The sequence below is a fragment of the Pseudoduganella aquatica genome, from assembly GCF_020865585.1.
Taxonomy (GTDB): Bacteria; Pseudomonadota; Gammaproteobacteria; order Burkholderiales; family Burkholderiaceae_D; genus Rugamonas; species Rugamonas aquatica_A.
In genome coordinates this window covers 3,219,170-3,233,080 of the sequence record NZ_CP086370.1, presented here as the reverse complement: position 1 = coordinate 3,233,080, position 13,911 = coordinate 3,219,170, and the positions used below count along the sequence as shown (strand labels likewise).

Below are 13,911 nucleotides of genomic sequence, written 5' to 3'. Positions count from 1 at the left end.
TATTTGGCAATGATTAGTACAAAACCACCGAACGGATCGACTCGCCGCTCTTCATCAGGTCGAAGCCTTCGTTGATGCGTTCGAGCGGCAGGCGGTGGGTGATCAGGTCATCGATGTTGAGCTTGCCTTCCATGTACCAGTCGACGATCTTCGGCACGTCGGTGCGTCCGCGCGCGCCGCCAAACGCCGAGCCGCGCCACTCGCGGCCGGTGACCAGCTGGAACGGACGGGTCGAGATCTCCTGCCCCGCAGCGGCAACGCCAATGATGAATGACTTGCCCCAGCCTTTGTGCGTGCACTCCAGCGCCTGGCGCATCAGCGTGGTGTTGCCGACGCACTCGAAACTGTAGTCGGCGCCGCCGTCGGTCAGCTGGACGATGTGGTCGACGACGTTCTCCACCTGATTCGGATTGATGAAGTGCGTCATGCCGAATTTGCGCGCCATTTCCTCGCGGCCAGGGTTGATGTCCACACCGATGATCTTGTCGGCGCCCACCATCCTGGCCGCCTGGATCACGTTCAAGCCTATGCCACCCAGGCCGAACACCACCACGTTGGCGCCGGCCTCCACCTTGGCCGAGAACAGCACCGCGCCCACGCCGGTGGTGACGCCGCAGCCGATGTAGCAAACCTTGTCGAACGGCGCATCTTCGCGGATCCTGGCCAGCGCAATTTCCGGCACCACGATGTAGTTCGAGAACGTGGACGTGCCCATGTAGTGGAACAGCGGCTTGCCGTCCAGCGAAAAGCGGCTGGTGGCGTCCGGCATCAGGCCCCGCCCCTGGGTCGAGCGGATCGCCTGGCACAGATTGGTCTTCCGCGACAGGCAGAATTTGCATTGGCGGCATTCGGGCGTGTACAGCGGGATCACATGGTCGTCTTTCTTGAGGGTCGTGACGCCCGGCCCAACATCCACCACCACACCCGCTCCCTCATGGCCCAGAATGGCCGGGAACAAGCCTTCCGGATCGGCCCCGGACAGGGTGTAGTAGTCGGTATGGCAGATTCCCGTGGCTTTTAGCTCGACCAGAACCTCGCCCGCGCGCGGTCCCTGCAGGTCAACTTCCTCGATGGTCAGCGGCGCGCCGGCGCGCCACGCAACAGCTGCTTTGGTTTTCATAAAACGTGCTCCCGTAAAGGTGTGTGAATCAGGCCGAGGCATTGTGCATGCCTTCGCAGGCCAAACGGCGGGAGCCGGGAGAGAATGGCCGGAAATGGTGCCATAATGACCGGATTTTTCAGACCTCCCAGCATCACCTCTTCATGAATTCACCCTCACACCGCGCAGCAACGACCATCGACATCATCGTCTATCCAGGCTTCAAGGCAGTCGAAGCGATTGGTCCCATGTCGGTGTTCGAATACGCAAATTTGCATCTGCAGCGCCGTGGCAAGGCGCCGGGTTATGACGTGCGGGTGGCGTCGTGCAAGGTCGGCCAGGTGCGCTCGGACACCTTGATGTCGCTCGACGCCACCAAAGCCCTCAGCCCCCTCGCCCTGCCCGACAACGCCATCATCGTCGGCGCGCGCCACATCCAGGAGGCGCTGGTCGAGAGCGCGGCAATCATAGACTGGGTCGCCTCCGTGGCGCCGCGCCTCAAGCGCCTGGCCTCCTTGTGCTCCGGTGCGTTTTTCCTCGCTGCGGCAGGCGTACTGGATGGCAAACGCGCGACCACCCATTGGAGCGTGGCGGAGCGATTGCAAACGGACTTCCCCGCCGTCCACGTGGACGCCGACGCCATCTTCATCTGCGCCGGCAATGTGTGGACGTCCGCCGGCGTGACAGCGGGCATTGATTTGGCGCTGGCACTGGTTGAGGAGGATTTCGGCCGCGAGCTGGCATTGGAGGTGGCCACCGAGATGGTGGTGTTCCTGAAGCGGCCAGGCGGGCAGTCGCAATTCAGCGCGCACCTGCGCAATGAGCGCACGGCCCGGCCCAATATACGTGAACTGCAGAACTGGATACTGGACAACCTGCAAGAAAAGCTTTCGGTGGCGCAGCTCGCGCAGAAGGCGATGATGAGCGAGCGTCATTTCACCCGGGTGTTTCAGCAGGAAGTGGGCATGAGTACCCAGGAGTTTATCGAGCGCAGCCGCTTCGAAGGAGCGATGTCATTGCTGGCGGAGCTGGCGCTCTCGCTGAAGACAGTCGCGGCGCGCGCCGGTTTTACCGATGAGGCGCATATGCGCAGGGTGTTTTTGAAAAAACTGGGCATCACGCCCAAGCTCTACCGCGAGCGTTTTGCCACAACGGGCGTTGAGGCCTGAGGGGCCGAAAGGCTGTTCGAGAGCATCTCGAACAGCGTGCGCGCGGCGGGCGCCATGGTGTGATTGCGCTTGCTGATCAAACCCAGTGTCCGATGGATGGCAGGATTCACCAGCGGCACGCCGACGATGGTATCCGGCCGCCCAGGCAGCACGGACAAACCGGGCACCGCGGCCACCCCCATGCCCGCCTCGACCAGGGCCAGTACGCCCGACACGTGATTGGCTTCGCAAAAGATAAGTGGATGTTTCTCCACGCCGGCCAGCGCGGCGTCGATGACGCTGCGGTTGCCGCTCGACTTGGCCACCGAAATATACCGTTCGCCCACCGTGTCTTTCCAGTTCAGCTTCTTGCGGCGCGCAAAGGGATGATCGCGGCGCATGGCCAGCACATAGCGCTCCTCGTAAATCGGTTCGAACACGATTTCCGGGTCCGCCGCGCCAGTGAAATTGATCCCGAAATCGGCCTCCCCCGCCAGGACCAGGTTTAGCACGTCCTGGGCGCTTTCGTCGTGGATGCGCACCCGGATGCGCGGAAAGCGTTCACTGAACTGCTTCAACACCTCGGGGAGGAAATGCCAGACGGCAGAGGGCACGCACGCAAGCGTCACCGTGCCCGTCCGGTGCGCCGCGAGGTCGGCAACGCCCAGCACGGCATCCTCCAGCCCGCCGAGCGCGGTGCGGACATTCACCAGGAAAGTTTGCCCCACATTGGTCAATTGCACGCGGCGCGTGGTGCGCTCGAACAACTTGACGCCAAGGCCTTCCTCCAGTTTTTCGATCCGCCGGCTCAGCGCTGATTGCGACAGGAAGAGGTCGCTTGCAGCCTGGCGAAAACTGGCGCGGTCGGCAACGGCGACAAAGGCCTGCAAGTCGTGGAGATCGTAATTGATGCGCATGGTGCATTAATACGCTGGAAAATTGCAATTATCAAATTATGCCATTTAGCGGATGATTCATCCACTGAACAATGAGCCTCATCAAGAAGGCATCCAAAGAGGAGACATCGTGCGCCATTCCTGCACCCTTACCGCACTGCTCATGGCAGGCAGCCCCTGCCTCGCGCAGTCAGGCATCGACGTGTACGGCATCATCGATGTCGGCGTGCGGGGCACCAGCGACCTTGGCGCGAACAATGCGCCCGCCCTGCCCGGCCATAGCACTGCAGTCAGCAGCGGCGTGGACCAAACCAGCCGCTGGGGCGCAAAAGGCAAAGAGACACTTGGCGGCGGCTGGGCCGCGCTGCTGCGCCTGGAAGGCGGCATCAATGCCGACACCGGCGCTTCGGCCAAGAGCGACCGCCTGTTCGACCGGCTGGCATGGGTCGGACTTGAATCACCATATGGCACCCTCGCTGCGGGACGCCAGACCAACCTGCTGTCCGACGCGCTCATCCCCGTCGATCCACTCGGCAAGCGCTACGCCTCGTTCAATCCGAACATCAACGTGGCGGGGCTGAGCAATACCGCCTTTGGCACGCATGCATTGGGGCGCCAGTACGGCCCCAGCGGCTACGCCGACAATTTCTACCGCCTCGACAACACGGTCAAATACACCGCCAACGCCGGGCCATGGCAAGCCCGCGCCGCCTGGTCCTTCGGCGAAGCGCCAGGCGACGCATCAGCCTCCTCAAGCCACGGCGCCGCGCTGGCTTACCAGCGCCCGGACTGGGTCGTCTCCGGCGCCACCATGCAATTTCGCAGCCGGGAGGACTTGCCGCTCAACGCCTGGACGCTGGGCGCAGCAGTCCGCATCGCCGGCTGGGACTTCAAGGCAAACGCCGCGCGCAACAAGGCCAACACGGGAGCGGACAAGACGTTACGCCAGCGCGTGCTGTCGGCAGGCGTGAGCCGCGAGGCCCGTCCGGGCCTGCTCGTCACCACGGCCTGGTACAGCGTGCGGCGCGAAACCACGGGTTTTTCCGGCGACGGTTTTAACCGCGGCTTCCTTTTCCTCGAAAACACGCTAGCGCCGCGCACCACGGCATATGCCGAGGCCGACTACACCGTCTGGCGCGGCGACGCGGCTGGACTGACCGCGTCGCGCCCGAACGGCCGCCACGGCAGCGGCCTGACACTCGGCCTCATGCACAAATTTTAACGCACATAAGGAAATCGCCATGCGTCCACATCACTTAAAAACCAAGGCCCTGTCGGTGTTCGCGGCGCTCGCGCTCGCTACCACTGCGCATGCAGCCGACGTCCGCGTCGTCAGCTCCGGCGGCTTTGCCCAGGCCTATAAGGACCTCTCCGGCCCATACGAACACGCCAGCGGCGACCGCCTGCTCTCGGCATGGGGACCATCGATGGGCACGACGAAGAATGCCATCCCCGCGCGCCTCGCGCGTGGGGAAGCTATCGACGTGGTCATCATGGTGGGCGACGCGCTCGACAAACTGATGGCCGAAGGAAAACTCGAACCGGGCAGCAAGGTCGTTCTGGCCAATTCCCCGATCGCATGCGCCGTCAGGCATGGCGCGCCGAAACCGGACATCAGCACAATCGATGGATTGCGCCAGGCCTTCCTGCATGCGTCCCACGTGGCCTACTCCGACAGCGCGAGCGGTGAGTATATCAAGCGGCAACTTCTAGACAAGCTCGGCATCAAGCCGGCGATGGAAGGCAAGGCCGCGCAGATTCCCGCCACCCCGGTGGGGGAGATTATCGCGCAGGGCGAGGCGGATTTCGGATGCCAGCAGCGCAGCGAGCTGAAACCGGTGCACGGCATTGACATCGTCGGCCTGATCCCCGAGGAAGTTCAACTCAGAACGGAATTTTCCGGCGCCGTTGTGCGCGGCTCCAGCCACCCGGAGGCCGCCCGCGCGCTATTGCGCTTCCTGGCTTCGCCCGCCAACGCGGCGGCCATCGAGGCAACGGGCCTGGAACCGGTGGCCACGCGGCACTGAATCCCATTTTCAAGCCGGCGCGGCGCGCCGGTGCTTTTTTTTTTTGAGAGGTCGTTATGACAAGCTACTCCACCATCGACGCGGGCGTTGCGGCTCCCGCCGCAACCGTACCGGTGCGCCGCGCGTCCAGGCTAGGCACGGTCATCCGTGTTACCAGCGGCAACTTCATCGAAATGTATGATTTCTTCCTGTTCGGTTTTTATGCGCAGCAGATCGCTGCCGCATTCTTTCCCGCCACCAGCGAATATGCGGCGCTGATGATGACGTTCGCCACTTTCGGCGCCGGCTTCTTCATGCGTCCGCTGGGCGCTATCTTCCTGGGCAGCTACATCGACCGCATTGGCAGGCGCAAGGGTTTGGTGCTTACCCTCGGCATTATGGCCTCAGGGACCGCGCTGATCGCCTTCGTCCCTGGCTATGCCAGTATCGGCCTGCTGGCGCCGCTGCTGGTGCTGATAGGCCGCCTGCTGCAGGGTTTCTCTGCGGGTGTGGAGTTGGGCGGCGTTTCGGTCTACTTGTCGGAAATGGCAACGACGGGCAACAAGGGTTTCTACGTCAGCTGGCAGTCGGCCAGCCAGCAGGTGGCCATCATCTTTTCCGCCGCGCTGGGCTATGCGCTCAACCAAGCGTTCGCGAAGGAGATGATCGCCGACTGGGGCTGGCGCATCCCGTTCTTCATTGGCTGTTCGATCATTCCTGTGGTGTTTTACATCCGCCGCTCCTTGCAGGAAACCGAAGCCTACCTGGCGCAGAAGACGCATCCGACCTTCCGCCAGATGATGGGGACCATCGCCCGGAACTGGCCCCTGGTCACAGTCGGCGCCATGCTGGTCGTGCTGACAACCGTCGCGTTCTACATGATTACGGTGTACACGCCAACGTTCGGCAAAAACGTCCTCAAGTTGAGCACGGAGGACAGCTTGCTCGTGACCTTGTGCGTCGGACTGTCGAATTTTATCTGGCTGCCCATCATGGGCGCCCTCTCGGACCGGATTGGACGCTGGCCCATCATGGCCGCCTGTTCGGCGATGGTGGCATTGACGGCCTACCCTGTGCTGTCGTGGCTGATCGCCAATCCGAGCTTTGCCAATATGGTACTGGTTGAATTATGGCTGTCGTTCCTGTACGGCAGCTATAACGGCGCCACCATCGTCGCGCTGACGGAGATCATCCCGGTGCAGGTACGGACCACCGGCTTCTCACTGGCCTACAGCCTGGCAACTGCGATGTTCGGAGGATTGACGCCGCTGCTGTGCACCTGGCTGATCAATGTCAGCGGCGATAAGGCGGCCCCTGGCTATTGGCTGGCAGGCGCAGGCGCCATCAGCCTGGTGGCGACCTACCTCGTGTACCGCGGCATCGTCAGGGAACGCCACGCCTGAACTAGTTGCGGTCTGGCTCAGTTGATGCCGGTGGCGGCAACACGTAACCATACTGCAGTAAGTTCGGGGTGTAACTGCCGCCATGACGATACCGGATCCGGACGCCGCCACCATCATCGCGCGCTGCATAGTATAGAGATGGGGCGAACGCGGATAGCCTACCAGGCGCGCCATGTAGCGCAATAGATCGCACACCATGCCGCCGGTTCCGGCGGTATCCCCCCCGCCAGCCGGTGCGGCACAAGTGGCGTCCAGCAGCCCACAGGCAGCCGTTGCGATCACGGCTCGCCGCCATCCTTTCGGCAGTGCGCCGCAACCCGCTAGGGCACGATGTGCCACTCCTTGAGTATCGCCTTCAAAGTACCGTCTCGCCTCATGTCGCTCAGTGCCCGATCAAAGTCGCGCACGATGGCCTCGGCGTCGGGCAGGTCTTTGCGTATGCCCAGACGAATCGGCAATACCAGCACGTCGCTGTTTGACAGAATGACCGTGCGCAACTGCGGATGCTCGGCGCTATGGCGCACTATATTGTATTGAATGATCAACCGGTCCTCGATGGCCGCGTCGATGCGCCCCAGCGTCAGTTTTAGCAGGTTCTGCAGCGCATGGTCCACCGGCTGAGTAACAATACCCGTCTCGCTCAAAAACTCTTCGCTGTAATCGTAATCGCGCCCAATGCCGACTTTCAGGCCGCGCAGTTCGCCGAGCCTTTGGACACGAACGAAGCGCTGCGCCGTCCCGACAACCGCGATCCTGTTTTCAAGGTACTTTTCGCTGAACAGCAGGCGCTCCGAGCGCAACGATGTGCTCCACACCGCCACCAAGCCATCGACGCCACCTTGGTAGGTCGAGTGCAGCGCGCGCGGCCAGTTGGAAAAGCGGACTGTCACGGCGTAGCCGGCTCTTTGCAAAGCAGTGCGCACAATTTGGGTGGCCACGCCCTGCTTTGGCACGTCGCTGCCAGTGTAGGGCTGCCATTCATTCGCGGCCAGCTCGATCGGCCGCCCCGCCTGCGCGCCGCCACAGCCGACAGCGGCCCATACCGTCAACCATACGGCCAGCTGGCGGCCAGTCCCGCCCCTGCTGCGCTGCCGTTCGCTCCATTTGAACACAGCCCTCCCCTTTCCCATGTGATTTCTAAAAAATCAGTGCCTTGCACGGAGCGTGATGTTAGCACCACGCAATGTAACGTGCGGCAGCAAATGGGGGAATGGAGCAACCTTCCGCGATAACAAATCTTTATTGGCGGCATAACATTTTCTAATTGGATGACTGGATGGAGTTGCCATAGAATCCGCCGCGGGCAACCTGGCCCAACCAAGCACAATCGACACCCTCTGGCTCTTCGTGACAGTGATTCATATTCTCGGCATTCTTCTTTCAGTCGCGCTGCTTCCCCTGCGCGGCCTTACATGGCAACCTTGGCGCCAATGGCAGGCCACTATGCGCCAGCAAGAACGCCTGCGCGAGCGGCAGCGCATCGCACGCATTCTTCACGACAATTTTCTACAACAATGCCAGTGCGTCCAGCTGGCGCTGGAGCGACAGGTCGAGCAGTGCGACTTCGCGTCGCAAGACAAGGCCGCACTGCTGCGGCTGGCGAACCAGGCGAACGAGGCAATGGCGGAGGGTCGCGCGCTGATTCTGCAACTGCGACAGGACGGGCACACGGCGTGCCTGGGCCAGCGCGTTGACGCGCTCGGCGCAATGCTGCTGCGCCTGCGGCCCGCCAAGTTTTCATGCAGGCTGCGGCCCGCACTGTACTGCCTGCGGGATGCCTATTCCGACGAACTCTACATGCTACTTGCAGAAGCCATCCGCAACGCGTTCATGCATTCCGCCGCCACACACATTTGGGTCGCAGATTTTGGTTGCCAAGCGGACCTCTCGGTTGCCGTTGGCGACGATGGCGTCGGATTGGGCGGTGCGAGCATGGACAACGCCGATTCGGCGCGCCACTACGGCCTGCTTGGCATGCAAGAGCGGGCACGACTGCTTGGCGCCAGCCTGTCGCTCGACAGCCCGACGAGCGGCGGCACCACCGTGTCCCTGCACCTGAAACGAGCGGGATGGGCGTAGTGCGCGGCGAGCTGGCATCTTGCAAGACCGCACACCGCTTTGCCCACTAGGAGTATTATGCCAGCAGTAGCCACAGTGAACGGGTGGAAGCGCATGAGAATTGCAGAATTGCGGGTCTATCACCACTTCCTTATCCTTGCCCAAGAGTTGCATTTTGGCCGGGCCGCCGACATCGCCCACATCACCCAGCCAGCGCTGAGCCAACAAATCGCGAGGCTCGAGGACGGGCTCGGCGTCAAGCTGTTCGCTCGCGAGCAGCGGCAGTTGAGCCTGACCCCAGCCGGTGCCGTGTTCAGGGACGGCATCGCGCAGTTGATGAGCGACCTGGACCGCCTGACCGAGCGCACCCTGGCCGCCGCAGGTGGCGAGGACTACAGCATGGCGATAGGCATCGTCGAATACGCCAATTTGCCGCTGGTCTCCGCGACCATGTCGCTGCTTCAGCAAGCGTACCCTGCCGCCCGGCTGACCCGGCACAACATCCATTGCGTGCATCATGGCAGTGCGCTGATGCGTGGAGTGATCGATGTGGGGATCGGCATTGTGCTAGCGGAGCGGCAGCCGCCGATGCCACTCGCCGCCGGCATCGACAGCCAGCGGGTGGCAAGCTCCCAGTGGCGACTGCTCATGCCCCAGACCCATCGCCTGGCGGGCGCCGGCAGGCTGCCGCTGCACTGCCTTGGCCATGAAAACGTCATCTTGCCTGCGCGCGAGGTCAATCCCTCGGTGTACGACGGCATTATGCATGCGTGCAACGCTGCCGGCATCGTCCCCAACGTCGTGTATGAAACCTCGCAGGCGCTGTTTGGCATCCAGCTTGCTCGCGACGGCCTCGGCCTCATGCTGGGCAGCGCCTTCTCGCTGGACGTGGCACCGCCGGGCATGGTGACCGTGCCGTTGGACGGCTTGCCGGCGCTGGAAATTATCGCCAACTGGCGCGCCGACGAGTGCCGCGCCATCGTCAAGCAGTTTCTCGAGCTTCTAGGCCTAGAGGGGTGCCGCCATGCGGAACTGGGCTCGATGTCGCCCGCTCGCACCAGGAAAGCCGCGACAAAGCCAGCGCCGCGACCTTCATGATCCCACGAAACCGGATCGATGACCCCTCGTGCTCGGAATGCGGGTTTACAGAACCAATATCCTTGCGTCCGGTCGATCCGGGCATCGTAAAGGCTGTCACGCTCAGATCAGGTTTCTATGCCTTCGGCGAGCACTCGTGCGTCGAGCGCGGCGCACATCGCCACAATGCTATCGACGATAGCCTGTTCCGGCGTGCTGGTATCGATTCTCGAATGTGCTACGGACACAAGCCGCCGGTAGGCAGACTGCGTCCGGCAGAGAATTAATCGACAATAGCCCGGTCAAACCTAGTTCTGCCGCCCCTTCGATTGCCTGCCCCCTGCACTTCGGTGCGGTAGCACTGGTCGAAGCCGCCGCCGCCGCGCTTCATGATGCGGCTGTCCGGGTCGGAGAAGTTCTCCTGAGCCAAGTCCTCCGGCACGCCGAAGTCGGGCTTGTAGCGGTTGCCGTTCTTGTTCTTCGGCTTGCCATCCTTGTCTCGGGGCATGCGCTCGTCATCGTCACTGCGCCCCTTGGCAAGGTCGGCCTCGCGCTGGCGCGCTTCGAGCCGTTCCCGCGGCGCCAGGATCACTTTGAGCCGTTCTTCGCGCCGCTCGATTTCGGCCGGCAGATCCAGTTCTGCTTCATCCCGCTCGGCCACATCGGTCTGCCGGGCACGTTCCATCAACTGCGCAATCTGCTCCTTCAACTCTGCTTCGGTATCGACCATGCGTCGATAACTCATGGCCTTGTGTCGCGATGCCGACGCTTTGACCTTGGTGCCGTCGATCGCCACGGTCCCAAGCTTGACCAGGCCGCACTCGCACTCCAGCTTCACAACCTGGATAAACAGGGCCGACAGCTCATCCAAATGAAACGCGCGAAAATCGCAGATCGTCCTGTGCTTGGGGAAGTTACCAGCGCCGAGCACCCGGAACGCGACGTCCCCGTGCAGCTTGCGTGCGATCTTCCGGGATGAGAACACGCCACTCGCGTATGCATACAACAATACCTTGCCCCATCATCGAAGGATGAAACGGCTGATTCCGAGGGCCGCCGCCCGCGTAACGCGTATGGAATGCACTCAGATCGAGTACATCGACGGTATCGTTGATGAAATACGCAAGATGCCCTTCAGGTGGCCATTCTTGCAGCGCGGGTGGCAGCAAAAACTGCTGCTGCGGATCATAGGGAAGGTAACTGGTCGCCATCCCTTGATTGTAATCCGGGCAGCACGTCAGTTCCAGTCTCTGCCGCGCAGACTCCTAGGCGAATTGGCGCCAGTGTCATCTCTGGTGTGCAACGGCACCGAGGCCTTGCACTGAATCGCCACGACCATGGTAGACATTCTGGAGTGAACCCCTCGGGCTGGATCAAGGTAATGAAACGGATGGCCTATGGCTACCGCAACTCCGACTTCTTTTTCCTGAAGATCAAACCCGCGTTTCCCGGAAATCCGTGAAAAACCAAAAATTTAGGCTGTCAACGGCCACTGATGGAGGTGTGAGCACTGAAAATCCCAATGCGTAATAGGAGAATGGGCGTATTGAGGACGCTGCCGGACGCCGAAATGGTGCTCCGAGCCGGAATCGAACCGGCACGCCTTGCGGCGGGAGATTTTAAGTCTCCAGTGTCTACCAATTTCACCATCGGAGCGGGGAAGCCTGACATTATGCCATGAGTGAAACATTACTACCAGACTAAAGTGCTGGTCCCGCCAGCTTGCCCAAGCTCAAAATGCACTTTGCACGCACCTTCTATAATGGGAAATGACGCATGACGGGAGCAAGCAATCATGGCGGACGTGTCGCGCGAGGAAATGGATGCCAAACTGGGGACCCAGCAAGCAGGGGCCAACGGGCTCATCGCCGAAATGCGCGCGTCGCTGGAGGGGCACGTCCGGCTGGCCCAGGAGCGGGAAAAGGCCAGCCAGCTCCGCATGAAGCGCTTTGAGATGGTGATGGAAGCAAGGATGTCGCGCAGCGAGCAGCGTAGCGAGCGGCAGATCGAACAATTTGCCAAGCTGGTGGCGAGCGTCCGGGCTACAGTGATCGTCACTGGCATCACGGCCACCATCGCATTCGCCTCCCTCGTTGCCGGCTTCCAGGCCAATACGCTGGCCGCTTTAAGCACCGGAAAAGAAGCGGCGCAGATCCTCGCCGAGGCGCAAAAGCAGAACCAGCAAGCGATGCAAGAAATGCACCGTCAAGTGGCGATAATTATCGAAATCGCCGAGGAATTGAAGGCCCAAAAAACGGAAAAAAACAGGCCTCGGCAACCCCGCCCGTAACGTCAAAAAACCAGCCCGTAAGCCGTTTTCCGGGAGGCAAACGTATCCGGATTTGTCCTGTTCAATTTTCACATCAAGTTCTTCCCGGAAACCACTTCCCGTAGAGAAACCCCCTTCTGTGGTTTTTCCGCACTGACGAAATTTTTTCTCCAAATATGAGGCTGGCTGGGCTTTTCGACGCCCTCTTCTTGTCTGGTTTCGTTACCACCAGCTGGGCTTGTTACATTTTGTGAGATTTGTCCTACAATGTACAGAGATTATCAAATAGAAAACTTGCGATGTAGAAATTATAACGAAATTTTGTTGCGCCAATGCACCAAAAATTGTTACAGGACCATGAAATTTTTCTATCGATGATCCAAGTTGCTAGCTGATGTGTTAGACTTTTTCTACACTGCAACGGGTAGAGTCAAAATGAAAACATTTACTATCTCAGCGATTGCGTTTTACTTCTTTTACGTACTGAACGGCCTGATGGCCCCAGGACATGTCCAACGAAATGTTGGTTCGTGTAACGACGTTATTGCCGGCATCGATGCCGGTGCAAAGACCAGTATGCCTAAGCACTGCAAGCGCGACGCGCTGGTAGCGCAGCAAGTCGCTACGGCCGTCCCAAGCAACTAAGGCGGCCGCCATCTGCGCCGGCGCAAGCCGGCGCGTTTCCCCTCTTGATTATTTGTGCTCCACGCCAGTCTTGGCGTGGCTGCGCCTTTGCGCGTGGTAGATGCCGGTGTGGCCTGAGAACAGGTAGCTGACCACGCACGCGAGGGCTGCATAGGGCGCAATTTCCGGCCCGAACAGCTCTATCGCCATCACCGTGGAAGCGATGGGTGTATTGGCTGCGCCCGCGAACACGGCGACGAAGCCCAGGCCCGCCAGCAGCCCGAAAGGCAGGTGCAGCAGCGGCGCCAGCGCGTTGCCCAGCGTGGCGCCGATGTAGAACAGCGGCGTCACTTCCCCGCCTTTGAAGCCGCTGCCCAGCGAGGCGACAGTGAACAGGAATTTGCCCACGCTGTCCCACGGCGCCAGCGGCTGGCGGAACGCGTCCGCAATGACGGGGATGCCGAGGCCGATGTAGCGGTCTGTGCCGATGACCCACACGGCCAGCGCAATCACCACACCGCCCGCCAGCGGCCGCAATGGCGCGTAGGCGATGTGGCGCTTCATGAAGGCCGACGCGCCGTGCGCAGCCTTGGCGAACGCCATGCCGGCCAGCCCGAAGACGATGCCGGCAGCCATCACCGCCAGCAGCGGCAGCGCGCCGACGGGGACATGGGCGCCGACGGCGTAGTGCATATGGTGCACGCCCCAGGCCATGCCTGCCAGGTCGGCGACTATCGCCGCCAGCATGCAGGGGAAGATGGCGTCGTAGCGCATGCGGCCTATGGCCAGCACTTCCAGGCCGAAGATGGCGCCTGCCAGCGGGGTGCCGAACACGGAGGCGAAACCGGCGCTGATGCCCGCCATGAGCAGGATGCGGCGGTCTTCGTGGCGCAGCCGGAACAGATGCGTGAGCTGGTCCGCCAGCGCGCCGCCCATTTGCACGGCCGTGCCTTCGCGCCCCACCGAGGCGCCGAACAGGTGCGACACGATGGTCCCGCCCAGCACCAGCGGCGCAAGGCGCAGCGGCACCACTTGCTTGGGGTCGTGTATCTCGTCGATCAGCAGGTTGTTGCCCGCTTCAACCGAGCGGCCAAAGTGCAGATAGATCCAGCCCACTGCAAAACCGGCCAGCGGCAGCAGCCAGATAATGGCGGGATGGGCTTGCCGCCAGTTGGTGGCGGCGTCCAGCGCGTACAGGAACAGCGCCGACGCGGAACCGGCCAGCGCCGCAACAACGCTGGCGATGACGGTCCATTTCAGGAGATAGGCGAGAGGTTTTATCAAAGTCGGGCCATCGTAGCAAAGGAACGATGGCCCGGCAAGGCGGCAGT

The 13,911-nt window shown here is 61.6% G+C and carries 12 protein-coding genes, 1 tRNA gene and 1 pseudogene; 8 read left to right on the top strand and 6 right to left on the bottom strand.

From position 1 onward, the window contains the following. Positions 1-13: 13 nt before the first annotated feature. Positions 14-1,120: an S-(hydroxymethyl)glutathione dehydrogenase/class III alcohol dehydrogenase gene (locus KT882_RS14470; RefSeq protein WP_228896362.1), complete on the bottom strand. Its 1,107-nt coding sequence runs from the start codon at positions 1,118-1,120 to the stop codon at positions 14-16. A gap of 143 nt (positions 1,121-1,263) precedes the next feature. Between KT882_RS14470 and KT882_RS14465 the strand changes: the two genes are divergently transcribed. Continuing rightward, entirely contained in the window at positions 1,264-2,268 is a 1,005-nt protein-coding gene (locus KT882_RS14465; protein WP_228896643.1) for a GlxA family transcriptional regulator, read from the top strand. Here KT882_RS14465 and KT882_RS14460 read toward each other — a convergent pair. Next, complete coding sequence (locus tag KT882_RS14460; protein WP_228896359.1) at positions 2,229-3,164, bottom strand: LysR family transcriptional regulator; 936 nt, start codon at positions 3,162-3,164, stop codon at positions 2,229-2,231. The genes KT882_RS14465 and KT882_RS14460 overlap by 40 nt on opposite strands. 109 nt (positions 3,165-3,273) lie before the next feature. Here KT882_RS14460 and KT882_RS14455 point away from each other — a divergent pair, with 109 nt between their 5' ends. Genes KT882_RS14455 through tcuC form a run of 3 tightly spaced genes read left to right on the top strand, consistent with a single transcriptional unit; the run spans position 3,274 to position 6,552 of the window. Then, positions 3,274-4,365 (top strand): porin, encoded by a 1,092-nt coding sequence (locus KT882_RS14455; protein WP_228896357.1) that lies wholly within the window; start codon positions 3,274-3,276, stop codon positions 4,363-4,365. 19 nt (positions 4,366-4,384) lie between these two features. Further along, positions 4,385-5,170 carry a substrate-binding domain-containing protein gene (locus KT882_RS14450; RefSeq protein WP_161072304.1) on the top strand — a complete coding sequence of 262 codons (786 nt, stop codon included), beginning with the start codon at positions 4,385-4,387 and terminating at the stop codon, positions 5,168-5,170. A 56-nt stretch (positions 5,171-5,226) separates the two neighbouring features. Beyond that, entirely contained in the window at positions 5,227-6,552 is a 1,326-nt protein-coding gene (tcuC, locus tag KT882_RS14445) for an MFS transporter (protein WP_161072305.1), read from the top strand. A gap of 320 nt (positions 6,553-6,872) precedes the next feature. Here the strand turns inward: tcuC and KT882_RS14440 are convergent, their stop codons facing one another. Continuing rightward, positions 6,873-7,664, bottom strand: a complete 792-nt coding sequence (locus tag KT882_RS14440) for a substrate-binding periplasmic protein (protein WP_161072306.1) — start codon at positions 7,662-7,664, stop codon at positions 6,873-6,875. Positions 7,665-7,995: 331 nt separating this feature from the next. Between KT882_RS14440 and KT882_RS14435 the strand changes: the two genes are divergently transcribed. Continuing rightward, complete coding sequence (locus KT882_RS14435; protein WP_161072307.1) at positions 7,996-8,631, top strand: sensor histidine kinase; 636 nt, start codon at positions 7,996-7,998, stop codon at positions 8,629-8,631. 93 nt (positions 8,632-8,724) lie between these two features. Then, positions 8,725-9,708, top strand: coding sequence for a LysR substrate-binding domain-containing protein (locus tag KT882_RS14430; RefSeq protein ID WP_161072308.1), 984 nt, complete (start codon positions 8,725-8,727; stop codon positions 9,706-9,708). Positions 9,709-10,033: 325 nt separating this feature from the next. Here the strand turns inward: KT882_RS14430 and KT882_RS14425 are convergent. Together KT882_RS14425 and KT882_RS14420 are read right to left on the bottom strand one after the other, a co-directional pair. Next, positions 10,034-10,898, bottom strand: a pseudogene (locus tag KT882_RS14425) (transposase); the annotation flags it as partial. A gap of 360 nt (positions 10,899-11,258) precedes the next feature. Next, positions 11,259-11,343: transfer RNA gene (locus KT882_RS14420), tRNA-Leu, on the bottom strand. Between the two features lie 139 nt (positions 11,344-11,482). On the opposite strand from KT882_RS14420, the gene KT882_RS14415 reads away from it, so the two are divergent. Continuing rightward, positions 11,483-11,977: a hypothetical protein gene (locus KT882_RS14415; protein WP_228896355.1), complete on the top strand. Its 495-nt coding sequence runs from the start codon at positions 11,483-11,485 to the stop codon at positions 11,975-11,977. Positions 11,978-12,391: 414 nt separating this feature from the next. Beyond that, positions 12,392-12,601 carry a hypothetical protein gene (locus KT882_RS14410; protein WP_228896353.1) on the top strand — a complete coding sequence of 70 codons (210 nt, stop codon included), beginning with the start codon at positions 12,392-12,394 and terminating at the stop codon, positions 12,599-12,601. A 48-nt stretch (positions 12,602-12,649) separates the two neighbouring features. On the opposite strand, the gene KT882_RS14405 is transcribed toward KT882_RS14410, so the two are convergent. Beyond that, complete coding sequence (locus tag KT882_RS14405) at positions 12,650-13,864, bottom strand: voltage-gated chloride channel family protein (protein WP_228896352.1); 1,215 nt, start codon at positions 13,862-13,864, stop codon at positions 12,650-12,652. Between the last annotated feature and the right edge of the window lie 47 nt (positions 13,865-13,911).

What these genes read in the sequence shown, in the direction of transcription:
- KT882_RS14430 (WP_161072308.1), top strand. Translation starts at nt 8,725, where the DNA reads ATGAGAATTGCAGAATTGCGGGTCTATCACCACTTCCTTATCCTTGCC.
- KT882_RS14410 (WP_228896353.1), top strand. Translation starts at nt 12,392, where the DNA reads ATGAAAACATTTACTATCTCAGCGATTGCGTTTTACTTCTTTTACGTA.
- KT882_RS14465 (WP_228896643.1), top strand. Translation starts at nt 1,264, where the DNA reads ATGAATTCACCCTCACACCGCGCAGCAACGACCATCGACATCATCGTC.
- KT882_RS14450 (WP_161072304.1), top strand. Translation starts at nt 4,385, where the DNA reads ATGCGTCCACATCACTTAAAAACCAAGGCCCTGTCGGTGTTCGCGGCG.
- KT882_RS14460 (WP_228896359.1), bottom strand. Translation starts at nt 3,164, where the DNA reads ATGCGCATCAATTACGATCTCCACGACTTGCAGGCCTTTGTCGCCGTT.
- KT882_RS14415 (WP_228896355.1), top strand. Translation starts at nt 11,483, where the DNA reads ATGGCGGACGTGTCGCGCGAGGAAATGGATGCCAAACTGGGGACCCAG.
- tcuC (WP_161072305.1), top strand. Translation starts at nt 5,227, where the DNA reads ATGACAAGCTACTCCACCATCGACGCGGGCGTTGCGGCTCCCGCCGCA.
- KT882_RS14470 (WP_228896362.1), bottom strand. Translation starts at nt 1,120, where the DNA reads ATGAAAACCAAAGCAGCTGTTGCGTGGCGCGCCGGCGCGCCGCTGACC.
- KT882_RS14435 (WP_161072307.1), top strand. Translation starts at nt 7,996, where the DNA reads ATGCGCCAGCAAGAACGCCTGCGCGAGCGGCAGCGCATCGCACGCATT.